At 72.4% G+C, this 23,365-nt stretch carries 20 protein-coding genes; 13 read left to right on the plus strand and 7 right to left on the minus strand.

Annotation, left to right across the window (positions count from 1 at the left end; all coding sequences use genetic code 11):
* Positions 1-65 precede the first annotated feature (65 nt).
* Entirely contained in the window at positions 66-1,274 is a 1,209-nt protein-coding gene (locus DSM112329_RS08400) for a hypothetical protein (RefSeq protein WP_354701366.1), read from the plus strand.
* A gap of 65 nt (positions 1,275-1,339) precedes the next feature.
* On the opposite strand, the gene DSM112329_RS08405 is transcribed toward DSM112329_RS08400, so the two are convergent.
* Positions 1,340-1,711, minus strand: coding sequence for a hypothetical protein (locus DSM112329_RS08405; RefSeq protein WP_354701367.1), 372 nt, complete (start codon positions 1,709-1,711; stop codon positions 1,340-1,342).
* Between the two features lie 122 nt (positions 1,712-1,833).
* A complete protein-coding gene (locus tag DSM112329_RS08410) occupies positions 1,834-2,103 on the minus strand; it encodes a hypothetical protein (protein WP_354701368.1) in 270 nt (89 codons plus the stop codon).
* A gap of 28 nt (positions 2,104-2,131) precedes the next feature.
* Here DSM112329_RS08410 and DSM112329_RS08415 point away from each other — a divergent pair, with 28 nt between their 5' ends.
* Entirely contained in the window at positions 2,132-2,860 is a 729-nt protein-coding gene (locus DSM112329_RS08415; RefSeq protein ID WP_354701369.1) for an enoyl-CoA hydratase/isomerase family protein, read from the plus strand.
* An 87-nt stretch (positions 2,861-2,947) separates the two neighbouring features.
* Positions 2,948-4,195 carry an acyl-CoA dehydrogenase family protein gene (locus DSM112329_RS08420; RefSeq protein ID WP_354701370.1) on the plus strand — a complete coding sequence of 416 codons (1,248 nt, stop codon included), beginning with the start codon at positions 2,948-2,950 and terminating at the stop codon, positions 4,193-4,195.
* 266 nt (positions 4,196-4,461) lie between these two features.
* On the opposite strand, the gene DSM112329_RS08425 is transcribed toward DSM112329_RS08420, so the two are convergent.
* On the minus strand, positions 4,462-5,610 hold the full coding sequence (locus DSM112329_RS08425) for an acyl-CoA dehydrogenase family protein (RefSeq protein WP_354701371.1): 1,149 nt from the start codon (positions 5,608-5,610) through the stop codon (positions 4,462-4,464).
* A 115-nt stretch (positions 5,611-5,725) separates the two neighbouring features.
* On the opposite strand from DSM112329_RS08425, the gene DSM112329_RS08430 reads away from it, so the two are divergent.
* The 7 genes from DSM112329_RS08430 to DSM112329_RS08460 all read left to right on the plus strand — a co-directional run bounded on the left by DSM112329_RS08430 (position 5,726) and on the right by DSM112329_RS08460 (position 12,231).
* A complete protein-coding gene (locus DSM112329_RS08430) occupies positions 5,726-6,301 on the plus strand; it encodes a TetR/AcrR family transcriptional regulator (RefSeq protein ID WP_354701372.1) in 576 nt (191 codons plus the stop codon).
* Between the two features lie 49 nt (positions 6,302-6,350).
* Positions 6,351-7,109 (plus strand): SDR family NAD(P)-dependent oxidoreductase, encoded by a 759-nt coding sequence (locus tag DSM112329_RS08435; RefSeq protein ID WP_354701373.1) that lies wholly within the window; start codon positions 6,351-6,353, stop codon positions 7,107-7,109.
* Between the two features lie 2 nt (positions 7,110-7,111).
* Positions 7,112-7,909: an enoyl-CoA hydratase-related protein gene (locus tag DSM112329_RS08440; RefSeq protein ID WP_354701374.1), complete on the plus strand. Its 798-nt coding sequence runs from the start codon at positions 7,112-7,114 to the stop codon at positions 7,907-7,909.
* Between the two features lie 129 nt (positions 7,910-8,038).
* On the plus strand, positions 8,039-9,316 hold the full coding sequence (locus tag DSM112329_RS08445) for a cytochrome P450 (protein WP_354701375.1): 1,278 nt from the start codon (positions 8,039-8,041) through the stop codon (positions 9,314-9,316).
* Between the two features lie 33 nt (positions 9,317-9,349).
* Positions 9,350-10,588: a LuxR C-terminal-related transcriptional regulator gene (locus tag DSM112329_RS08450; RefSeq protein ID WP_354701376.1), complete on the plus strand. Its 1,239-nt coding sequence runs from the start codon at positions 9,350-9,352 to the stop codon at positions 10,586-10,588.
* A gap of 84 nt (positions 10,589-10,672) precedes the next feature.
* Positions 10,673-11,125 carry a VOC family protein gene (locus DSM112329_RS08455; protein WP_354701377.1) on the plus strand — a complete coding sequence of 151 codons (453 nt, stop codon included), beginning with the start codon at positions 10,673-10,675 and terminating at the stop codon, positions 11,123-11,125.
* Positions 11,126-11,208: 83 nt separating this feature from the next.
* Positions 11,209-12,231 (plus strand): sigma-70 family RNA polymerase sigma factor, encoded by a 1,023-nt coding sequence (locus tag DSM112329_RS08460; protein WP_354701378.1) that lies wholly within the window; start codon positions 11,209-11,211, stop codon positions 12,229-12,231.
* Between the two features lie 305 nt (positions 12,232-12,536).
* Here the strand turns inward: DSM112329_RS08460 and DSM112329_RS08465 are convergent, their stop codons facing one another.
* The gene (locus tag DSM112329_RS08465; RefSeq protein ID WP_354701379.1) at positions 12,537-13,442 is read right to left on the minus strand and encodes a fatty acid desaturase; all 906 of its coding nucleotides are present in this window, start codon (positions 13,440-13,442) and stop codon (positions 12,537-12,539) included.
* 57 nt (positions 13,443-13,499) lie between these two features.
* Between DSM112329_RS08465 and DSM112329_RS08470 the strand changes: the two genes are divergently transcribed.
* Entirely contained in the window at positions 13,500-15,584 is a 2,085-nt protein-coding gene (locus DSM112329_RS08470; protein WP_354701380.1) for an ABC-F family ATP-binding cassette domain-containing protein, read from the plus strand.
* 61 nt (positions 15,585-15,645) lie between these two features.
* On the opposite strand, the gene DSM112329_RS08475 is transcribed toward DSM112329_RS08470, so the two are convergent.
* From DSM112329_RS08475 to DSM112329_RS08485, 3 genes are all read right to left on the minus strand, one after another.
* The gene (locus tag DSM112329_RS08475) at positions 15,646-16,554 is read right to left on the minus strand and encodes a DUF559 domain-containing protein (protein WP_354701381.1); all 909 of its coding nucleotides are present in this window, start codon (positions 16,552-16,554) and stop codon (positions 15,646-15,648) included.
* A gap of 38 nt (positions 16,555-16,592) precedes the next feature.
* Complete coding sequence (locus DSM112329_RS08480; RefSeq protein ID WP_354701382.1) at positions 16,593-18,848, minus strand: TIM-barrel domain-containing protein; 2,256 nt, start codon at positions 18,846-18,848, stop codon at positions 16,593-16,595.
* Between the two features lie 133 nt (positions 18,849-18,981).
* A complete protein-coding gene (locus tag DSM112329_RS08485) occupies positions 18,982-19,656 on the minus strand; it encodes a hypothetical protein (protein WP_354701383.1) in 675 nt (224 codons plus the stop codon).
* A 240-nt stretch (positions 19,657-19,896) separates the two neighbouring features.
* Here DSM112329_RS08485 and DSM112329_RS08490 point away from each other — a divergent pair, with 240 nt between their 5' ends.
* Positions 19,897-22,203 carry a glycosyltransferase gene (locus tag DSM112329_RS08490; protein WP_354701384.1) on the plus strand — a complete coding sequence of 769 codons (2,307 nt, stop codon included), beginning with the start codon at positions 19,897-19,899 and terminating at the stop codon, positions 22,201-22,203.
* Complete coding sequence (locus tag DSM112329_RS08495; RefSeq protein ID WP_354701385.1) at positions 22,193-23,365, plus strand: glycosyltransferase; 1,173 nt, start codon at positions 22,193-22,195, stop codon at positions 23,363-23,365. The genes DSM112329_RS08490 and DSM112329_RS08495 overlap by 11 nt, the downstream gene beginning before the upstream one ends.

Consider the following 23,365-nt stretch of genomic DNA (forward strand, 5'->3'; position numbering starts at 1 on the left):
GAGGCGCAGGGCAGCCCGGACGTCCCACCCACCCCACTCGTTCGTCCGGCTCAGGAGGCACAGGCATGTCCCATTTCCGTCGTACCGCGCTTGTCAGCGCGACCGCTGCACTCATCTTCACGGCGGCTGCACCGTCGGCCATGGCGGCCGACAGCGCGGCCCCCGGCTCCGAGGCCGCGGCGACCGACGGCCTGCTGGGCCTGCCCGACCTGCCGATCGTCTCGACGCTTCCGATCGTCGGCGGCCTGCTCGGCGGCGGCACCACCGGCACCCCCGCTGCGGGCCTGCCCGCGCTGCCGACGCTGCCCGGCCTCGAGATCCTCAACACGGTGCTGCAGGCGGTTCCGGTGCTCGGGTCCGACCCGGCCGCCGCGCTGGGCACGCTGCCCTCGATCCCCGTCGCGTCCGACCTGCTCGCCGCCCTCACGGGTGCCGCGGGTGGCAGCGGCGGCGACCCGCTCTCGTCGCTCGTGTCGGCGCTGACCGGCCTGACGGGCGCGCTGCCCGCCGGCGGGCTGCCGACGGACACCGTCCCGCTCGGGTCGGCCCTCAAGCCCGCCACGGACCTGCTCCGCCAGGTCGCCGCCGTGGTCCCGGAGCCCACGTTCGCCGCCGCGCTGAAGAGCCTGGCCGACCAGATCGACGCTGTCGGCGACGCCGGCATCTCGCCGGAGCTGCTGACCGTCCTCGCCTCGACGCTTGGGTCGATCTCCCAGACCGACGGCGTCCCCGCCCCCGTCCAGGGCGCGGCCGGCGGCCTCGCTGCGGCCCTCTCGCCGGCAGCCAGCCAGACGACCACCCCGAAGCCGGGCACGACCACGCCGACCACGGGCACCACGAAGCCGGTCGTCACGACCACGACGACCACCAAGCCCGGAACGACGACGACCCCGGGCACGACCGGTGGCACGACCGCCGCGAAGCCCCCCGTCAAGCTCGGCCGCGTCAGCGTCAGCAGCGTGAAGATCGACCGCGCCAAGGGCACGCTCGCCGTGACCCTGAAGTGCCCCGCGACCGGCCCGGCCTGCCTGACGATCGTCACCGCCTACCGCGGCAGCGCGCTCGCCGGCTCGCTCCCGCTGACCTACATCGCCTCGGGCGGCTCGGTCACCAAGAAGCTGAAGCTGAACAGCGCATCCCGCAAGGCGCTGAAGGCGAAGACCACCAAGTTCAAGGTCGGCGCACTGCTCCAGGGTGGGAGCGTCGCGTCCAAGTCGCTGACGACGAAGGCCCCGGCCAAGAAGAAGGCCGCCCGCAAGGCCGCCAAGCGGTAGCCGTCCGGTGTGCGGCCGGCTCGTCCGGCCGCCGCTCCGATGTTGGCTGTGCCCGAGGGCGCGACTCAGGTCGCGCCCTTCGCGCATTCCGGCAGGCCGTACCGGGTCGCGAAGGCGGCGTTCTGCGAGGCGAGCGCGTCGATCTCCTGCGAGAGCGTGGAGATCCGCGTGTCGCTCTGGGCGACGAACGCGGCGGCGAGCTGCAGCGTGAGGTCCTGCTGGCGCCGGCGGTCGGCGAGCCAGGACTTCAGCCGGTCGCGGTCGTCGTCCGGCACCGTCAGCGTGTCGAGGCGGTTCAGGTACCGCTGGGCCGTGGCTGCCCGCCGGCGCACGAGCGCGGCGACGTCGCTGTAGACGGCGGCCGGGTCGTTCCCGCGCTGGGCGATGCCGATGCGCGCCGCGATGGCACCGTCGGCCAGCGCTGCCTGGCGACACACGGGGCCGGCATCGCGGAGGAACGCTGTGCGCAGCTTGTCGTCCTCGCCGCAGGCCGAGACGGCCAGCACGCAGCCGGCGAGGACCGCGAGCGCCCCGCGACGGGACGCCCGGGGAGGCGGTGCTACCAGCCGCCCTTCCAGACGGCGTTCTTGCCGCGGGCCTTGGCGGCCGCCTTGCGGGCGTCCTTGCGCTTCTCCAGGTGCCCCTGGAGCATCGACATCAGGAAGATGAAGAGGGGGAAGAACGCGATCAGGATGAAGCCGGCGTTCGTGACGACCTTGTCGTCCGCCTCGCCGATGGCGCCCTGGCCGGAGTTCTGGGCCATCGCCGTCGGCGCCGCGAGGGCGCAGAAGACGAGCAATGAGCAGGAAGTCAGGAGGAGTCGGCGCATCCCCGCAATCGTATAGAACGCATCAAGCATGAGCCTCCTCGAGTACGAGCGCCCGGATGCCCGGATCGCAGTCCTGCGACTGAACCGGCCGGAGGTGCGCAACGCGATGGACCGGGCGCTGCTCGCCGCGCTGGAGGAGAGGCTGGCCGAGCTGGCCGCGGACGAGGCGCTGGGGGTGCTCGTCATCTCGACCACGAACACCCGCGCGCTGTGTGCCGGGGCGGACGTGGGGGAGGCCCTCAGCGCGGAGGAGGGCGTGGAGCGGATGGAGGCGTTCGCGCGCTTCTACAGCGCGATCGAGGCGTTCCCGGCGGTGACGATCGCCGTCGCGACGGGCAACTGCGTGGGGGCCGGGGCCGAGCTCGTGGCCGGGTGCGACCTGCGGGTCGGCGCCGACAACCTGAAGCTCGCGTGGGCCGGTGCCCGACTCGGTGTCCCGGTCGGCCCCGCGCGGCTGCTGCCGCTGGTGGGGATGAGCGTCGCGAAGGACCTGGTCTTCACCGGGCGCGTGGTCGGAGCCGACGAGGCCCTCAGGCTGGCGCTTCTGCACCGCCTGACGCCCGAGGCCGAGGTCGAAGCCGCTGCGCTCGAGCTCGCGCAGGCCGTCGCGGCGAACAACGGCCCCGGCCTGCGTCACCTCAAGCGGCGCTTCCACGCCTACGCTGATCTGGCGGCCTGCGTGGACGACGAGAACGGCGAGCTGGTCGCGTTCCAGCGCGAGGGCGGCGGGCTCCCGCAGGGCGGCGGCCGGGGCTGAGGCGGCCGCGCGCGTCCCTCGTCGGGGCGAGCAAACTCCGCCGCAGGACCCATACGCGGGGCGCTTCGGAGCTGCGAGAGTGGTGCCATGAGCACCGTTCCGTCCGTCCCCGTCGCCTCGCCGCCGCGCACGCAGGACCGCATGTGGCACGACATGTTCCTGCCGGCGGACGTCGAGCACGTGCGCCCGATGGCCCGCGCGGCCGTCGCCAAGCACCTCGCGCCGCACGCGCGGGAGATCGGCCAGCGCGAGGAGTCGCGGGACTCGTTCCCATGGGAGGCGTTCAAGGGACTGGCGTCCGACGGCTGCTACGCCGTCCCGTTCCCGGCGCCGCACGGCGCGGGCCTGGACCACCCGATGCTCGCGACGTGCCTCGTCACCGAGGAGATCGCGTACGAGTCCTCGTCGATGGCCGGCGTCTACGACGGGCAGTGCATCCTCAACGGCAAGTGCCTGTCGTTCGCCCAGCCGCACGTGCAGGACAAGGTCCTGCCCGCGCTGATCAGCGGCGAGTCGGCGTTCTCGTTCGCCACGACCGAGCCCGACGCGTCCTCCGACCTGTCGCCGACCGCGCTGAAGACGGTCGCCACCCGCACCGACGACGGCTTCATCGTCAACGGCCGCAAGCGCTGGATCACGAACTCGATCGTCGCCGACTGGGTCTGCTGCCTGTGCCGCGACGGCGAGGAGCTCGCGATGACGATGCTGCTCATCGACATGAACGCCGACGGCGTCACGGTCGGCGAGCCGGACCTGAAGATGGGCCACCGCGGCCAGATCACCGCGGACATCGTGTTCGAGGACGTCTTCGTCCCGGCCGACCACGTGCTCGGCGAGGCCGGTCGCGGCCTCGGGGTCGCGCTGGCGACCCTGGCCGCGGGCCGCGTCGGCATCGGCGCCGCCGGCGTCGGCGTCGCGCAGGTGGCCCTCGACTTCGCCGTCGAGCGCCTGCGCACGCGCACGCTGTTCGGCAAGAAGCTCGGGGAGATGCAGCACTGGCAGTTCCGGCTCGCCGAGCACGCGACGAACCTCGAGGCCGCGCGGTCGATGTACCAGAAGGCCGCCGTGCGGATGGACCAGGGCGACCCCTCCGGCGAGCCGGTGGCGTCGATGGCCAAGGCGTTCGGGACGAAGCTCGCCAACGACGTCGCCCGCGACGCGATCCAGGTCCACGGGGGCTACGGCTTCGCTCGCCAGATCGCGGCGACGGGGGAGACGTTCCGCCTCGAGGAGATCTACCGCGACGCGAAGATCCTGGAGATCTTCGAGGGCGCGAACGAGGTCCTGCAGTGGGTGATCGCCCGGCACCTGATCGGGCGGGACGTGACGGGCTGAGGAGTGGTTTGGTGCCGGGGGTGGCGGGCGATCGGTCATGGCCCTCCGCGGCTGGGGCGCCGGAGCGCTTTCGGCAGGGGCTGCTGCCATTCGGCGCCGGACGCCGCTGCGCGCCACGACCGTCAGCCCACCACCCCCGGTGCGAGCTGGTGTTGCTCGTTCGGCGGTACGCAGGCGCCTTCGAGCCGCCGGCCGTGCGCCTGGCGGCAGGGTGCTTGGTCCTATGTGGCCCCATGTGAAGACATGGGGCCCAAGGTTCCTCGGCCCTAGGCCCGGGCCAGGCCGCGCGCGATGACCATGCGCTGGATCTGGTTCGTCCCCTCGAAGATCTGCATGACCTTCGCCTCGCGCATGTAGCGCTCGACCGGGAAGTCCTTCGTGTAGCCGTAGCCGCCCAGGACCTGGACCGCGTCGGTGGTGACCTTCATCGCGGCGTCGGTGGCGACGAGCTTGGCGATCGACGCCTGCTGGCCGAACGGCAGGCCGCGGTCGCGGCGCCGGGCCGCCTCGAGCATCGTCGCCCGCGCGGACACGACCGCGGCGGCCATGTCCGCCAGCAGGAAGCCGAGGCCCTGGTGCTCGATGATCGGCCGGCCGAACGTCTCGCGTTCCGCCGCGTAGGCGACCGACGCGTCCAGCGCCGCCTGCGCGACGCCGACAGCCACCGCGGCGATGCCGAGCCGCCCGGAGTCCAGCGCCTGCAGCGCGATGCCGAGGCCTGCGCCCTCCTCGCCGACCAGGCGGTCCGGCTCCAGCGCGACCGCGTCCCAGTCCAGCGTCGCGGTCGTCGAACCGGTCAGGCCCATCTTGTGCTCGGGCGGCTGCGCGACGAGGCCGTCGGCCTGTCCCGGGGTGAGGAAGCAGGAGATCCCGCGTGAGCGCTCGTCCGACGTGCGGGCGAACAGCGTGTAGAAGTCGGCCTCGCCGCCGTGGGTCACCCACGCCTTGCTGCCGCTGACGTGGTAGCCGCCGTCGTCCTGGCGGACGGCGCGGGCGCGCATCGCGCCCGGGTCCGATCCCGCGTCGGCCTCCGAGAGGCAGTAGCCACCGAGCGTCTCGCCGGCCAGCATGTCCGGCAGGAAGCGCTCCTGCTGCGCCGCCGTCCCGCGGAGGACCAGGGGGTAGCAGGACATCACGTGGACCGACATGCCGACGCCGACGCTCGCCCAGGCGCCGCCGATCTCCTCCAGCGCCTGCAGGTAGACCTCGTACGGCTGCCCGCCACCGCCGAGGTCCTCGGCGTACGGCATCGACAGGAAGCCGAGGCGGCCGAGTGTTCGGAAGACCTCGCGCGGGAACGCGGCGTCGGCTTCGGCCTGGGCGGCCTTCGGCGCGAGCTCGCGCTGGGCGACCTCACGCGCCAGCGCGACGATCTCCTCGGCGTCGGTGTTCGGCAACAGGCGCTCGGCGGGCATGGGCCGAAAGGTACCACGTCCAGTACTGCGGGACATCATCGAGTACTGTCTGGTGCGGCGAGCCGGCCAGTTGGGCGTACCGTCGTCGGTACCACGGTACTGGTAGGTTGCTCGGGTGGACTCCGGCCCGACCGCGACAGCGCGACACCAGGAGCTCCTCGACCAACTCGTCGAGCTGTTCCTGGCCGAGGGCTTCGCCACCTTCACGCTCGCCGACCTGACCGTCCGCCTGCGGTGCTCGAAGAGCACGCTCTACGCGCTCGGGCACAGCAAGGAGACCGTCACCGTCAACGTGCTCAAGCGGTTCTTTCAGACCGCGACGAGCCGCATCGAGGCGCGCGTCGCCGAGCCCGCCGCGCCCGGCGACCAGATCGCCGGCTACCTGCGCGCCGTCGCGGACGAGCTCCGCGTCGCGAGCCCGCGGTTCATGCAGGACGTCGCCGCGCACCCCGCGGCCCGCGCCGTCTACGAGAAGAACACCCGCATCGCCGCGCGGCGGGTCGACGAGCTGATTGCCGCCGGCGTCGCCCGAGGCGAGTTCCGCGCCGTCAACGGTGCCTTCGTCGCCGACGTCGTCGCCTCGGTCATGGTCCGCATCCAGAGCGGGGACGTCGAGCGTGCCGTCGGCCTGCACGACGCCGACGCCTACGACGAGCTCGCGCGGCTCGTCATCTCCGGGATCGTCCGATGACGCCCGGCCACCACCTTCAGACCGCAACAGACCCCAGGAGCCCGACCCCATGAGCACCACCTCCAGCGCCGTCATCTCCGGCGGCGCCTCCGGCCTCGGCGAGGCCACCGCCCGGCGCCTGTCCGCCGACGGCTGGCACGTCACGATCCTCGACCGCGACGGCGACCGGGCCCGGTCCCTCGCCGGTGAGCTGAACGGCGCCGCCATCGAGCTCGACGTCACCGATGCCGACGCCGTCGACGCCGCGGTCGCCGCGGTCGTCGCCGACGGCCACACCGTGCGCCTCGCCGTCTCCTGCGCCGGGATCGGCCCCCCGGAGCGCCTGCTCTCCAAGCGCGGCCCGCACAAGACCGAGAGCTTCGCCGCCATCCTGCACGTGAACCTGTTCGGCACGTTCAACGTCCTGCGCGCCGCAGCGGTCGCCATGGCCGAGAACGAGCCGGACGAGCACGGCCAGCGCGGCGTGATCGTGAACACCGCCTCGATCGCGGCCTACGACGGGCAGATCGGGCAGATCGCCTACGCGGCCTCCAAGGGCGGCATCGTCGGCATGACCCTGCCGGCGGCCCGCGACCTGGCCGACAAGTTCATCCGTGTCGTGACGATCGCTCCCGGCCTCTTCAAGACGCCGCTGCTGGCGTCGCTCCCGCAGGCCGCGCAGGACGCGCTGGGCGCCTCCGTCCCGAACCCGGCCCGCCTCGGCGACCCGGCCGAGTACGCGGCGCTCGTCGCGCACATCGAGTCCAACGTGATGCTCAACGGCGAGGTCATCCGCCTCGACGGCGCGCTGCGCATGGCCCCGCGCTGATCATGGCCGCCACCGAGCCGCTGGTCCTCCTCGAGGTCGACGACGCCGTCGCGACGCTGACCCTGAACCGGCCGGACGCGGGCAACGCGCTCGACCTGCCGCTGATGGTCGAGTTCCGCGAGCGCGCGCAGGACCTCGCCGAGCGCACCGATGTGCGGGTCGTCGTCCTGCGCGCCGCCGGCCGCATGTTCTGCGTGGGCGGCGACCTCGGCTGGATGGCCGAGCACGCCGACCGCCAGGCGGCGCTGCGCAGCCTCGCCGACGAGCTCCACGCCGGGCTGCTCATCCTGCGCGGCCTCGACGCGCCGATCGTGGCGGTCGTGCACTCGACTGCTGCGGGCGCCGGCCTCAGCCTGGCGGCGGGCTCCGACATCGCCATCGCCGTCGACACCGCGAAGTTCACCATGGCGTACACGAAGGTCGGGCTCAGCCCGGACGGGGGCAGCACGTGGCTGCTGCCGCGCCTGATCGGCACCCGCCGCGCGACGGAGCTGATGCTCATGAACCCGACGCTGACGGCCGCGCAGGCGGTCGAGGTCGGCCTCATCACGCGCGCCGTGCCGGCGGACGAGCTGGAAGGCGCCGTCGCCACGGTCGTCGACACGCTCCGGGACGCCTCGCTCGCCTCCAGCAGCGCGGTCAAGCGGCTGCTCGACGCATCCGCAACCTCGACGTTCGAGGACCAGATGCAGCTGGAGGCCGAGTCGATCGCCGGTCTGGCGGCAGGACCCGAAGGCCGTGAGGGCGTCGGCGCCTTCCTGGAGCGTCGCCCGGCGGATTTCCGCGGGGCTGCGGGCTGACCGCCTGACCGCCTGACCGCCTGACCGCGGCGGATCGGTCGTTCGGGTCGCGAAATACCTCCCCCGGGGTGGTGAACTCGCCCGAACGACCGATACCACCGGCCCCGTCGGACCTGGCAGGATCATCCGATGTCGACTCAGATTCCCACTCGTCCCAGCCTCGACGGCGAGCGCTACGACATCTCGGCCCGGTCCTTCTGGACCCAGGACTTCTGGAAGCGGCAGGAGGTCTTCGCCGAGTTCCGCCGCGACTGCCCGGTCTCCTACCACCGGCCCTACGAGTCGACGCTGCTGCCGCCCGACGAGGACACCCCCGGCTTCTGGTCGATCTGGAAGCACGAGGACATCAAGTACGTCTCGCGCAACGCGAAGCTGTTCGACTCCGGTCGCGGGATGCTGATGGAGGACTTCCCGGAGGTCGTGGCGCAGGCGTCGCAGTCGTTCCTCTGCATGGACGACCCCGAGCACGCGCAGCTCCGCGCGATCGTCTCGCAGGCGTTCACGCCGCGGCGCATGCGCAAGATCGAGGACTGGATCAAGGCCGAGGTCGTCGCCGCGGTCGACGACGTCATCGAGCTCGGCGAGGCCGACGTCTCCGAGGCGCTGGCCAAGCAGATCCCCGGCCGCATCTTCGCCGACTTCTTCGGCCTGCGCGACGAGAAGGACCGCAAGTACGTCATGGACGCCGCCGAGGCGATGCTGGCCTGGGACGACCCGCACATCGCCCAGGGCCGCGACGCGCTCGAGGTCTACGGCGACGAGTCGATGAAGCTGCTCGACCTGTGCTTCGACCTGGTCGAAGAGCGCCGCAAGAAGCCGGGCGAGGACCTGCTCAGCTGGTGCGTGCAGGCCGAGGTCGACGGGCGCCAGCTCGAGGACTGGGAGATCGGCGCGTTCTTCACGCTGCTCGCAGCCGCCGGCAACGACACGACCCGCCACTCGATCGCGCACGGGCTCAACGCCTTCTCGCAGAACCCGGATCAGCGCGCGCTGCTGCTCGAGGACCTGCCGGGCCGGTTGGACGGCGCGGTCGAGGAGATCCTGCGCTACGCGGCGCCCGTGCAGCAGTTCCGCCGCAACGCGACCGAGGACACCGAGATCCGCGGGGTCAAGATCGCGAAGGACGACAAGCTCGTCATCTGGTACTGCTCGGGCTCCTATGACGAGGACGTCTTCACGGACCCGATGACGTTCGACATCACCCGGACGGACAACAAGCACCTCGGCTTCGGCGGCGGCGGCCCGCACTTCTGCCTCGGCTCGGCCCTGGGCCGCATGATGGTGAAGTACACGTTCGACGAGGTCTACACGCGGATGCCCGACATCGAGACCGGCACCCCCGAATACCAGGTGAACAACTTCATCCACGGCGTCCACCGCCTGCCGGCGACCTGGACCCCGTCCTAGCGCACAGTCCGTCGGGTACCGTCGTGGGCGCGCATGCGTGCCCACGACGCGACTCCCACCGAGACAGCCCGCTCGCCCGGCGCGCTCCGCGATCCGGACACATCGGAGTGGCTGGTCGCCGGGCAGCCGCTGCAGGACGCCGGCCTGCGCGACCAGATCACCGCGGTCCTTGGCAACGTCGCGGAGCTCGTCCCGACGCTGCCGGCGCCGCAGCCGCGGGACGTCCTCTCGCAGGACGCCGCGGAGGCGGCGCTCGACCAGGCGCTGGAGCACGTCAGCGCCGCGATGGGCGCGACGCTCCCTGCAGAGCAACTGCGGATGCTGGCCGACCACGCCGGCGTGCTGCACGAGCTGCACCGCGCGCTGGGGGAGGTCCGGCTCGACCACCGCTCGCGGGCGTTCACGCGGGTGCAGGAGGCCCTCGGCCGGCTGCGCGAGATGGGGACGGTCGACCAGGCGATCAAGGCCGTGGCCGGCGAGGTCGTCTCGCTCGGGTTCCCCCGGGTCATCGTGTCGCGCGTGACCGACGGCACGTGGATGCCGGAGGCGGTGATCGTCGACGGCGACCAGGATTGGGCGGACGCGATCCTCGCCGCGGGCCGCGCGCAGCCGCAGCCGCTGGACCACATGATCCTGGAGGCGGAGATGGTCCGCCGGCGCGCACCGATGATCGTGCACGACGTCCAGAACGACCCGCGTGCCCACCGCCCGATCGCGGACACCTCGCATTCGCGGTCCTACGTCACGGCGCCGCTCATGCCCGAGGGACGGGTCATCGGCTTCATCCACGCCGACTGCTACTCGATCCGCCGCGACGTCGACGAGTTCGACCGCGACGTGCTGTGGATGTTCGCCGAGGGTGCCGGCTACGCGATCGAGCGCACCGTCCTGCAGGAGCGGCTCCGCGACCTGCGCGACCGGGTCCGCGGGCTCACCGACTCGATCAGCGCGGCGATGGACGAGGTTGTCAACGCCGAGGTCGAGATGGCCCGGCTGGACCGCGCGACCACGGCGGTGACCCAGGCCGCCGCGTCGGCGGTGGTCGTCCCCGGACCCCGGCTGCGGACGCTGCTGACGCGGCGGGAGATCGAGATCGCGCAGCTCATGGCCACCGGCAACACCAACGCCGAGATCGCGCGGCGGCTGGTGATCTCGGAGGGGACGGTGAAGACCCACGTGAGCAACGTGCTGCGCAAGCTGCGGGCGTCGAACCGGACGCAGGCGGTTGCGGCGGTGTCCCGGCTGATGCAGCTCGAGGCGCCGGACCGCTGAGAAAGTTTCCTGGGGCGGCGATGAGTTCCGCGGGAGGCGGCCGTCTTGGCTGCATCAACCACCTGCCGACTTCTGGAGAGCATCATGGCCGCCGAATCCCGTCTCATCTTCGTCAACCTCCCCGTCAAGGACGTCGCCGCCTCTGACGCGTTCTTCACGGCGCTCGGGTTCGAGTTCAACCAGCAGTTCTGCGATGACACCACCCGCTGCATGGTCGTCAGCGAGCAGGCGTTCGTGATGCTCCTGCAGCAGGACAAGTTCTCCGAGTTCATCACCAAGCCGCTCGGGGACCCGCAGGCGGCGACCAGCGGCCTGATCTGCGTCTCGGCGACCGACCGCGAGGGCGTCGACACGTTCGCTGACGCCGCGCTGGCCGCGGGCGGCACGCCGGCCAAGGAGCCGATGGACATGGGCTTCATGTACGGCCGCAGCTTCTACGACCTCGACGGCCATCACTGGGAGGTCATGTGGATGGACCTGGACCAGGCCGCGGCCGAGGCCGGCCCCCCGGCCGACCTCGCGGAGCAGCCCGCCTGACGCGGACGGCGGGTGCGGCGCTGCCGGTGCCCGCGGGCACCAGCTGCGCCGCACCGTCGCACGATGCCCCTACGATGTCGCGTGTGCTGACGAGCCCTGACGCCAGGCAGTTGATCGAGCATGAGCTCGAGGGTCATCGCCGTGCCCTGACCGGGTACTGCTACCGGATGCTGGGCTCCGGCTCGGAGGCCGAGGACGCGGTCCAGGAGACCATGATCCGCGCGTGGCAGGCGGTCGACCGCCTCAAGGAACGCGGTGCGCTGAAGTCGTGGCTCTACCGGATCGCCTCGAACGTGTGCCTCGACATGCTCGGGGGCACGCAGCGGCGTGCCCGCCCGATGGACCTGGGCCCGGCGTCCCCCGCCGACGGGGCGCTCGGCTCGGCGCTGCCCGAGCACGCCTGGGTGCAGCCGATCGCGGACTCCCGCGTCCTGCCGCTCGAGACCGACCCGGCCGCCCTGGCCGACTCGCGGGAGACGCTGCGCCTCGCCTTCGTGGCCGCCCTGCAGCACCTGCCGCCCAAGCAGCGCGCGGTGCTGATCCTGCGCGAGGTCCTGCGCTGGCAGGCGACGGAGGTCGCCGAGCTGCTCGACACCACGGTCGCCTCCGTCAACAGCGCGCTCCAGCGGGCGCGCGCGACGCTCGAGTCGCTCGACCTGGACTCGGGCGGCGGGAGCGGGCCATCCGCGGTCCCGGCTGAGCAGCGCGAGCTCCTGGGCAGGTACGTCGAGGCGTTCGAGGCGTACGACATCACGTCGCTCGTGAAGCTCCTGCACGAGGACGCATCGTTCTCGATGCCGCCGTACCCGCTGTGGGTGACCGGCCCGGCGGCGATCCACGACTTCATGCTCGGGACCGGCGCCAAGTGCGAGGGCTCGCGCGTCATCGTCACGTCGGCCAACGGCGGCCCGGCGATCGCGATCTACAACCCGGCCGGCGACGGGACCTACACGCCGTGGGCGATCGTCGTCCTGGAGTTCTCAGGCGCGCAGATCACGGGGCTGCACCACTTCATCTCGCCCGAGCTCTTCGACGACTTCGGCCTGCCCGCGCGGCTCGAGGACGAGCACGTCGCCCAGGCCGACGAGCTCCAGCAGCCCGCGTAGCTCGTCGCTCGCGCCGCGGACACCGACGCGCCAGCCACGCCGCTTGGCGGACAGCTGCAGGCGCATCAGCGCGTCGACGGTCGCGAGGTCCGGGCGACGGTCCTCCAGGTGGCCGCAGGCCACCTCGCTTCCGTCGTCCACGACCATGACCACGGTCGTCTGCGTGTCGCCCACTGCGGGCACGGGTCTCCTCGCTACGTCGCTTGCCGAACCCTGAGACGACGGGCCGCCGCGAAACTCATCGGTCGGCCGGTGTGGACGTGCACCGGTGGCGGCGCGGGTCCGTCCGGGGCCGGAGGGGCGGCTCAGTGGTGGTCGTGGGCGCGGAGCGCGCGGTACTCGTCCGGCGTGAGCGGCCGGCCGCGGACCGTCGACAGCGCCGGCTCGCCCGCGAGGTACTGCTCCTCGTTGCGGCGCCAGACCGCGATGTACTTGTAGAACGGGACGATCGGGTGCAGGTGGTGCACCAGGTGGTAGTTCTGGAACAGCAGCAGCGGTGACAGCAGCGACTCGTGCCCGACGCGGTTACGGGTCGTCTTGAGCTTGTCGCCCTTCGGCGTCTCGTGCAGCCCCGTGTGGGGCAGCCAGTCGAACGCGTAGGCGAGGAAGGTGATCGAGATGCGCTGCGGGATCAGGTAGACGACGAGGAAGTCGACGCCGTGCCCGGTCGCGACGCAGGCCGTCACGACGGAGCCGGTGAACAGCAGCTGGTAGGCCAGGCCGCGCTTCTCGGCCGCCGGCCGCTTGCCGATGTGCCGCGCGTAGAAGACGAGGTAGTAGATGTCGATCGTCATGAACCGCAGCGGCAGCTGCCAGCGCGGGCACTCGATGCAGTAATGGTCGGGGTCCGAGCCGTCGTCGTGGTTCGTGTGCCGGTGGTGCTGCATGTGGATGAAGCGCCACACGCGGTAGCTGGCGTGCGGGGCGAACATCGGGGTGGACAGCCGCCCGAGCCACGTGTTCAACTGCGTGTTCGACGACAGCGAGTGGTGCGCGGCGTCGTGGGCGACCGTGAACAGCACGAACGAGGCGATCGCGTTCAGCGGGATGCTCGCCCAGAACGGGATCGTCCCGGTTAGGTAGAGCGCCGCGGCCCCGAACCACAGCAGGTTGCCGCCGACGAAGATCGACAGCGTGGGCCAGGCGAGAACCGGGACCTGCTCACCGGGGTCGGGGATGCGCGTGATGCGGTCGGCGGCGACGGTGCTCATGGGCCTGACAGTGTGTCAAAGGTCGGATGGCGGTGCCAGAACCTACTCTGTAGATCAATGGCTGTCGTGATTGCGTCGGATCTGGGGAAGGACATGGCAGGGGAGCCCCTGCTGCGGGGGGTCTCGTTCAAGGTCGAGCGGCGCGAGCGGCTGACCATCGCCGGTCGCAACGGCGCCGGGAAGACGACGCTGCTGCGGATGCTCTCCGGGGAGACGGGCATCGACGTCGGCGAGCTGATCCTCGCCAAGGGCACCCGGATGGCGCTCCACGACCAGCGTCCGCCGCGCGAGCAGGAGCTGTCGCTGCGGGAGTACGTCCTGTCCGCCTGCAAGGAGCCGCTGGAGCTCGAGGCCGAGCTCAGCCGGCTGGAGCAGCGGATGGGGGAGGGCGACGAGAAGGTCTTCGACCGCTACGCCAAGGTGCAGGCGCAGTTCGACACGGTCGGCGGCTACGGCTGGCGGGACCGCGCCGGGGTGATGATCCACGGCCTCGGCTTCGTCGACGCCGACCTCGAGCGGCCCCTGTCCACCTTCTCCGGTGGGCAGCTGACGCGCGCCTCGCTGGCCCGCGCGCTGGCCGCCGAGCCGGACCTGCTGCTGCTGGACGAGCCGACGAACCACCTGGACATCGAGTCCCTCGAGTGGCTCGAGCAGACGCTCACCTCGCTCGACACCGCGATCATCATGGTCGCCCACGACCGCTGGTTCCTGGAGGCGGTGGGGACCCACGTCCTCGACCTCGAGGCCGGCCGGGCGAAGTACTTCAAGGGCACCTGGCACCAGTGGCGCCGCGAGCAGGCGATGCGCGAGATGGCGCTCGGTAAGGCGATCGAGAAGCAGCAGGCCGAGATCGCGCGGCTCGAGGGCTTCGTCGAGCGCTTCCGGGCAAAGGCCACGAAGGCCAAGCAGGCGCAGTCGCGGGTCAAGAAGCTCGAGAAGATCGACCGGATCGAGCGCGACCCGAAGGCGGGCGCCGCACTCGAGTTCGAGTTCAAGAAGGTGGCACGGTCCGGCCGCGTGATCTTCGAGCTGACGGACGGGCACCTGGCCGTCCCGTCCGATCCGCCGAAGACGCTGGTGGACAAGGCCGAGCTGTGGCTCGAGCGCGGCGAGCACGTCACGCTGGTCGGCCCGAACGGGGCCGGCAAGACGACGCTGATCGAGGCGCTGGCGGGCCGCCGGCCGTTCGACGAGGGCAAGCTGTCCCTCGGGCACAACGTCGAGCTGGCGTACCTGTCGCAGCACGGCGAGGAGCTCGGCTGGGGCGGGGCGCGGACCGTCGTCGAGGCGTGCGTGAAGCGGACGGGCCTGCCGCCGAACCAGGCGCGCGCGCTGCTGGGCCGCTTTCTGTTCAGCGGCGAGACCGCGGAGAAACCGCTGGAAGGGCTGTCCGGTGGCGAGCGCCAGCGCCTGTCGCTGGCGATCCTGGTGTCGTCCGGTGCGAACGTCCTGATCCTCGACGAGCCGACGAACCACCTGGACATCGAGTCCCGCGAGGCGCTGGAAGATGCCCTGAAGGGCTACGAGGGCGGGATCATCCTGGTCTCGCACGACCGGGCGCTGCTGGAGGCGGTCGGGACGCGGACGATCGCGGTCCAGGACTACGGCCTGCACTCCTACGTGGGCGGCTGGCCCGAGTACCTGCGCATCCGCGACGAGCGCCGCATCCTGGGCCTCGAGCCGCCGCCGATGCCGCCGCCGCGCCTGAACCCGCTGGGCGCCGGCCGCGAGGAGCGCGACGCCGACGGCCGCGCGATCCGCCGGTCGGACGGCGGTGACGCTGCCACGTCCGAGGCGCCGCCGGCCGGCAAGGCCCGCGCTGAGGCCGCGGCGGCCGCGAGTGCAGCGGCGGTGGTCGCCGCGAACGGGACGGCGAAGAACGGCAACGCCGCGAACGGGGCGGGCGGGAAGGCCGCGGGCGGCCCGTCGAAGAACGCGCTGAAGGAGCTGGCGAAGCTCGAGCGCGCGGTCGAGGCGGCCGAGGCGGCTCTGGTGGCGCTCGAGGAGGAGCTCGCAGGCCCGGAAGCGTGGGCGACCCCGTACGAGACGTCGAAGTCGACGGCCCGCCACACGGCGGCGAAGCGCGCGGTCGACGAGGCCTACGCGGCCCTCGAGTCCCACATGGAGCGCACAGGCACCTGACCTCTGCCGGCCCGCCCGGCGGCGGCGTGCGGCCCAAAGCTCGCTATGCCCGCTCTGAGCCTCACGCCGCGGCGATGGCCAGCATCTTGCGGACGCGATCGGCGGTCGCCGCGGCGCTGTCCCGGTGCAGGTCGTCCCACACGAGGCGCAGGATCAGGAAGCCCTCGACCTGGTAGTCGAAGTCCCGCCGGCGGTCCGCGCGCATCTGGTCGCGCCGCTCGTGGTAGGCGCGGCCGTCGAGCTCGACGATCAGCTGGCGGGGCGTGCGGTAGACGCAGTCGGCCTTGTGTCCGGCTCGCTTGACGTTCAGCTCGTCCGGTAGCGGGAGGCCATGGGCCCGCGAGAAGCGCAGGTAGCGGCGCTCGAACTCGGACTTCGTGTGGGCGTCGTCGGCTTCCGTCAGACGGCGGACGCGCCCCCGGCCGGACCGGTTCGGCGCGCGCTGCTGCGCGCCGCGGATCGCCCCGAGATGCAGGCTCGGCAGGCTGTCCGCCAGCGCGCGGTAGTCGGGCCAGGTCATCACGTCGGCGAGGTCGACCAGGGTGCGGGGGATCGTCGTGACGCGGTACGGATCGCTGCGGAAGACGTCCCGCCGGGGCAGCGTCTTGACGCGGTGGACCGCGAGGTCGGTGCGCGTCGTCGTCTCGGCAGTCGTGCTCACATGGACCCGTCCATCGCTCGCTTCGATCCGCCACCCGTGGTAGGCCGCTGCGGTGAAGTGGGAGAGCACGTCGTCCTCGCCGCAGCTCCAGAGTGCGGCCAGCCAGTAGGCCTCCTCCCGTAGCTGCCTGTGCCCGAACGCATAGACGCCGTCGAAGACCCGGTTCAGCCGGCAGCTCTCCCGGCGACTGCGGATGGCGTTGCGGTCGAGCCCGTGTGCGACGAGGTCGTCGTACCTGAGCAGTCCCTCCTGGTCGTCGGCGGTGGTCAGCAGCCGTTCTTCTGCTGGCTTGCGGCGTAGAGCTCCCATATACAGCTCTAGGCCACACGCCGACAGGTTCGCCCCCCTCAGATCATCGCGAACGACACCTCGCGTCCCTCCGGAGCCGACCAGCCCGACCGCGCCGACCACGTGATGCGCGTCCCGTCCACCAGGCGCGCCGTCGAGCGGCCGCACCGCGGCACTCCCCAGAGCGTCGCCTCCAAGGGGCGCTCGTGCTCCGGCGTGTCCCCCAGGCCGCGGGCCACGTGCGACGCCGGGTGGGTCACGATGATCGACCCCTCGCGCACCCACACCGGGATCGCGTGCAGCGGCGCGGGCGCCAGGACCTCACTGCCGCCGTCGACCGTGACCCCGTCCCAGGCCTGGATCCAGCGACCCCGCGGCAGGACGACCTCGCGCTCGCGGGCACCGTCCTCGACCACCGGCGCGACCCACAGCGACGGCCCGTAGCCGAACGCGTCCGCGACCGACCACGAGCCGTCGTCCGACGGGTCCAGCAGCGACAGCGACCGGACGATCGGCACGCCGCTCCGCGCGCACGACGCTGCCGCGGCCCGGACGTAGGGCACCAACTGCTCGTGCAGGAGGACGTACGCGCGGTAGAGCGCGAGCGTCTCCGGGTCGTAGGTCCACGGCTCCTGCTGGAGGCGGCCGTGGGCCTGCATCAACGGCGTGAAGCAGCCGAACTGCACCCAGCGCAGCAGCAGCTCCTTGGGGCAGCGCCGGATGCCGCCCTCGCCGAGGTAGCCGCCGACGTCGTGTGACAGGTTCGAGAAGCCGGACGACGCGGCGGAGATCGTGCACGCGAGCAGCGCGCGCAGCGACCAGAAGTCCGACGCCTGGTCGCCACCCCAGAGGAAGCCCGTGGCCTGCTGGCCCGTCCACCCCGATCGCCCGAACAGGACCCCCCGGTTCTCGCCGTGCGCCTCGTCGAGCGCGGCCTGCATCGAGTCGCGGTAGCCCCCGCCGACCCGCCAGGCCGACTGCGCGCCGGTCGTCCCGTCGGCGAAGCGCACGTCGTCCGGGAAGTAGTAGCCCTCGCCGTCGTCGGCCTTGATGCCCTCGACCCCGAGCCGCAGCGCGCTCACGGCCTGCGAGCGCCACCACGCCTCGGCGGCCGGCGACGTGAAGTCCACCGGGGATCCCGTCCCCATCCACCACCGCGCCACGTAGGGCTCGTCCGCCGACCCGTCGCGCACGAACGCCCCCGCGGCCACGCCGTCGTCGTAGTTCGAGGCCGGCGCCCGGTGCAGCCGCCGGGACCCGGGGTCGGGCGGGACCTGGCCGTCGAGCGACTCGATGTTCGTCCACGGCACGACCCACACGACGGTCCGCACGCCGTCCGCCCGCATGCGCGACACCATCCCGCCGAAGTCCGGGAACTGGTGCGGGTTCGGGATCCAGGTGTTGTACTGGGTCTCCCAGGGGGAGTCGAGGACGACGGCGTCCAGCGGGATCCCGTGCCAGCGGCAGCCGTCCACGTCCTCGAGCACGTCGTCCTGGTGCTCGTACACGTCGCGGGACTTCCAGAAGCCGTAGCCCCACTCGGCCAAGACGGGCGGGACACCGGTCCGCACGAGGTAGCGCCGCAGCCGCGCCGCGGGCGAGCGGTCGGTGAACACGTGCAGCCGCAAGGGACCGGACGCGGCGCGGACCGACACCGCCGTCCGGTCCCGCGCGCCGCCGATGTCGAAGCGCGTCCCGTTGCCGTGCGTGTCGCACCAGACGGCGTAGCCGCGCGAGGACTGCAGGAACGGGACGGGGGCGTAGTCGCCCTGCGGGATGCCGCCGAGCTCGAGCATGTCCGGCGGGCAGTCCGGCCCGGTGTAGCGGCGGCCGGTCCCGAGCTGCACCTCACGGCCGCGATGGTCGACCGTGTGCGCGTGGTGGGCGCCGAGCCCGGCGAAGCGCTCCTCGGAGCGCAGGTCCCACTCCGCCGCGAGCCGCAGCAGGTCGTCGTCCTCGTCGGCCTGCAACGTCAGCGTGAACTCGTGGGGACCGGGCAGCGCCAGGTGCAGCTCCGCGTGCCGGCCGCCCTGCAGCGTGAGCGCGAGGACGACGCCGTCGCTCAGCGACTCGGCGACCGACGCGTGCACCGCCCGCTCCGGGAAGCCGCGCGCCTCCTTGGCGATCACGCCCTCGGTCAGCTGGAGGAACCGGTCCTGGATCGTCCCGTCGCAGGCCCAGACGTGCAGGCCGCGTAGCAGCCGGCGCCCGTCGCGCCGCAGGTGGATCCGGAGGGGATGGAGCTTGACCTCGAGCTCGAGGTCCCCGCGGGTGAGGACGACGCGCTCGCGCGCCGCGACGACGGTGGCAGGCATCGCCCGCATGTTGGCGCTCGCAGCGCGGAATCCCCGCGGGCTTCACAACACCGTCACACCACCCGGAACGACACAGCGCCCTCGCGGCCGGGGCCGGGAGGGCGCTGCGCTGCGCGGCGGGACCCGATCGGGGTCAGCCGGCCATGCAGATGGCGTAGACCTTGAAGTCACGGGCGACCGTGGAGGTGTTCTTCCCCTCGCCGCGGAAGCCGGACCTGTTGGTGCCCGCGTCGGTGACCGGGATCATCGTGCTCACCGTGGCGCTGCCGACGGAGGTGTCGGTGCCGACGAAGAACCAGCCGGCGCCGCCGCCCACGGCGATCTCGCCCGGGTTGCAGAACGCCGTCGTCTCGGCCCCGTTGTTGATCGCGACGTTCGCGAAGGTGACGCTGCGGACGGTCCGGGCCGAGCGCAGGTACTCGGACGGCTCACGCCCGCCGAGCTTGTCGGCGTCCTTCGCCTTGTCGGCGACTAGCGCCGTGTCCGCCGTCTTGGCCGTGGTCGCGGTGTCCGCGGTCTTGGCCACGTCCGCCGCCTTGGCCGTGTCCGCGACCTTCGCGGTGTCGGCCGACGCGGCGCTCTCCGCGCTGAACGCGAACGTCGATCGGGGGACCAGGCCCAGGGAGGACTCCTTGATCTCCACGCCGGTCAAGGCGTTGGTGACGACCTTCTGGGCGGAGACCGAACGGGACTTGATGCTCGAGCCGCTGATCTGAGCAGCGGCGTAGCCGGTGCCGGCCATCGAGAAGACGAGGGCGACGAGGGCGAGGACGAAGGCGGGAGTGGGGCGGGAGGTCGTGAGGCGCATGGTGTGGACTCCTTGGAGGTGGTGAGCCGGGGCTCGGTTTCGGTGTGTGTCCAAGGTCCCGCACCGGCGCCGCCGCGTCCCGCACGGCCGTGACGGGCGCTCTGTCACCGGCGCGACAGTTCCGCCGCGGGTTCACGAGCGGGTCACAGGTTGTTGGCGTGAAAGACACATAAGGACCTGCGCAGAGGATCAATCTGCGTCGTGCACCCGACACGTTCCGACACCGGAGGACGCGCACCGATGACGCTCCAGAACCGCCGTACCAGCAGGGCCGACCTGCACTGCCACTCGACCGCCAGCGTGCTGTCCAAGCTGGGCGTCCAGCGTTCGCTCGGGCTGCCCGAGTGCGCGACGCCGCCGGAGGACGTCCTCGAGCTCGCGACCCGTCGCGGCATGGACTTCGTGACGATCACCGACCACGACACGATCCTCGGCGCGCAGCAGATCGCGGACGATCCGCGCGTCTTCCTGAGCGAGGAGCTGACGGTCTGGTTCAAGGGCGAGCCCCAAGCGGTTCACGTCCTCTGCTACGGCATCACGCCCGACGACCACGAGTGGCTGCAGGCCCACAACAACGACGTCGAGGCCTGCGCCGAATACCTGCACGAGAACGAGATCACGACCGCGCTCGCGCACCCGTTCTACGCGGTCGAGGCGCCCCTGACCCCGCGCCACCGCCGCCGCCTCGCGCAGCTCTTCCCCGTCTGGGAGACGCGCAACGGCGCGCGTGCCCGGGAGCTCAACATGCCGGCCGCGATCTACATCGAGACGCACGGCGGCACGGGCATCGGCGGCAGCGACGACCACGCCGGTGTCGACATCGGCCGTACGTTCACCGAGACCCCGGCCGCGGCCACGTGGCAGGAGTTCCTGGCGAACATCCGGGCCGGGCGCGCGTCCGCCCGCGGCGAGCAGGGCAGCGCCGAGAAGTGGACGCACGCGGCGATGGGCCTGGCCACCCGCGCGCTCGGTCCCGCGCCGGCGGGCACCGAGACCGCCCGACCGAACCCCGTCGCCGTCTTCACGATGGTCGACCGCATCATGAAGGAGGGCGACGTCCGCAGCGGCGCCATCGGCGCCGACCTCGGCCCGGACGACGCCCGCGCCATCCTGCGCGCGTGGATGGACTCGATCGACCTGGACCTGACCGAGCCGCAGCTGCTCGCCTACCTGCAGGACGAGGACTTCGGGCACGCCGACCTCTTCCGACGCGCCCGCCGCAAGCACGAGAAGAAGCTGGCGACCACGGTCCACGAGATCGTCGCGATGGCGGAGAACCCCGCCACGGCGAACTACCTGGGCGCCGCGTCCAGCCTCTTCGACGCCTGCGTCGCCGCGATCCCGTACGCGCCCGCTGCCGCGTTCCTGGGCAAGGAGAAGGGCAAGCTGGTCAGTCGCGAAGGCGAGCCGCTCCGGGTCGCGCTGGTGGCCGACGGCGTCGGCGGGATGCACGGCGTCACGCACACCCTGGACGAGATCCGCGAGCGCGGCGTCCCCGGCTTCGAGGTCGAGATCGTCGGGACCGACGCCAACGTCGACCGCCGCCTGTCCGCGGTGGCCGAGGTCGACATCCCGTTCTACGCCGGGCTGAAGGTCGGCGTCCCGTCGCTCCCGCAGGTGGTCGAGACGCTGGCCGAGGGCCGCTACGACGTCGTCCACCTCTGCTCGCCCGGTCCCGCCGGCGTGGCCGCCGCGGTCATCGCCCGGATCATGGACCTGCCGGTGCTGGGCAGCTACCACACCGAGCTGGCGGCCTACGCGGGACTGCGCAGCGCCGACCCGCAGCTCGAGGCGATGGTGCGGATGGCGATCGCCGCCTTCTACAAGCAGTGCGGCCAGGTCCTGACCCCGAGCCCGCAGAGCGACGAGGTGCTGCGGCAGATGGGCATCGCCGAGGACCGCATCGGGCGCTGGGACCGCGGTGTCGACATCGCCCGGTTCGACCCGGCCAAGCGCGACACCGACGTGTTCGCGACGCTGGACGCCACCGATCGCGTCAACGTGCTGTACGTGGGCCGTCAGACGAAGGAGAAGGGCGCGGAGCTGCTGGCCGACGCGTTCCTCACCGCCCGCGTCCGCGACGAGCGCCTGCACCTGGTGCTGGCCGGGGGCGGCCCCGAGGAGCAGCAGCTGCGCGAGCGCCTCGGGCCGCACGCGACGTTCCTCGGCTGGCAGGAGGGCGAGGACCTCGCGGTCACCTACGCGAGCGCCGACGCGTTCCTCTTCGCCAGCCGGACGGACACGTTCGGCCAGGTGCTGCTGGAGGCGCAGGCGTCCGGCCTGCCGGTGGTCGCGGTGAACGAGGGCGGACCGTGCTCGATCATCGAGCACGGGATCACCGGGCTGCTCGCCGAACCGGACAAGCACGCGCTCGCCGACGCGCTGATCGACGTGGTGTCCTCGCCGCTGCTGCGCGAGCGGCTCACCCGCGCAGGGCTCGCCGCGGTGCGCGAGCGGACATGGGAACGCGCCCTGGTCCGGCTGGCGGACGGCTACCACCGCACGCTCGGCCCCGCCGGCGCCGCGCGGGGCCGCCGTGTCGCCTGAGGCTGCTGCCGGTCTCGCCGTCCCGGCCCCCGGCGCGGCACCGGTCGACGGTGCGGGTGCCGCCGGTCGTCACCTGCGGGCCGTCCCGTCGCGGCCGCTGCGCGTCGTCGACGTGGCCATGTTCTACGGCGAGCGCAGTGGCGGGATCCGGACGTACCTCGACGCGAAGATCGCCGACCACGCACGGACCGGGGCCTACGAGCACCACGTCATCACGCCCGGCGCCGTCGAGTCCCACGAGGGCGGCCGTCACGTCCTGCCCGGCCTGCGTGTCCGCCGCGCGAACGGGTACCGGCTGCCACTCGGCGTCCGCCGCCTGCACCGGACGCTGCTGGACATCCGGCCCGAGGTCGTCCTCCTGCACGACCCGTTCTGGGGCCCGCGCGGCGTCGCGGCCACCGCGCAGTCGATCGACGCGCGGACCGTCGCGGTCTGCCACGGCTCGAGCGAGCTGGACGCCCGCGGCATCCCGGGTCCGCACGGGCTCTACGCGCCGCTGCTGCGCCTCTGGCTCAGGCGGGCGTACTCGCGGGTGGACGCGCTGATGTCCGTCGTGGACCCGCTGGCCGACTGCGGGCGGACGGCGAACATCCCGCTGCGTCTCGGGCTGCACGACGCGTTCCGTCCGCAGCCGGACGTCCCGCGCGGCGAGGACACGGTCTTCGTCGGCCGGCTCGCACGGCAGAAGGGCGTCTTCACGCTGCTCGAGGCCGCGGCCACGCCGGGCGCGACCTGGACGCTGCGCTTCGTCGGTAGCGGACCGGCCCAGGACGCGTTGCAGGCCCGCGCCGCCCGGCTCGGGATCGCGGACCGCGTGCGCTTCGAGGAGTTCGTCACCGATCGGCATGCGCTGGCGAAGGTCTACGCGGGCGCGCGCTGCGTCGTCATGCCGGGCGAGCACGAGACGTTCGGGCTCGTCGGGCTGGAGGCGGCGGCCAGCGGTGCGCGCACCGTCTGCTGCAACACCGCGCCGAGCGGCGCCGCAGTCGGCGAGCTCGCCCACGTGTTCGCCCCCGGGGACGTCGCCGGCCTGGCGGAGGCGATCGGGTACGCCCGTGCCGCCGCGCCCGATTACGACGCCGCCGCCGCGCTCGCCGTGCGCTACGCCTGGCCCCGCCTGTTCGCCGACGAGCTGGCCGCGATGCGCCACCTGGCGGGCTGA

The sequence above is a fragment of the Paraconexibacter sp. AEG42_29 genome (genome assembly GCF_040581415.1).
Lineage (GTDB): Bacteria > Actinomycetota > Thermoleophilia > Solirubrobacterales > Solirubrobacteraceae > Paraconexibacter.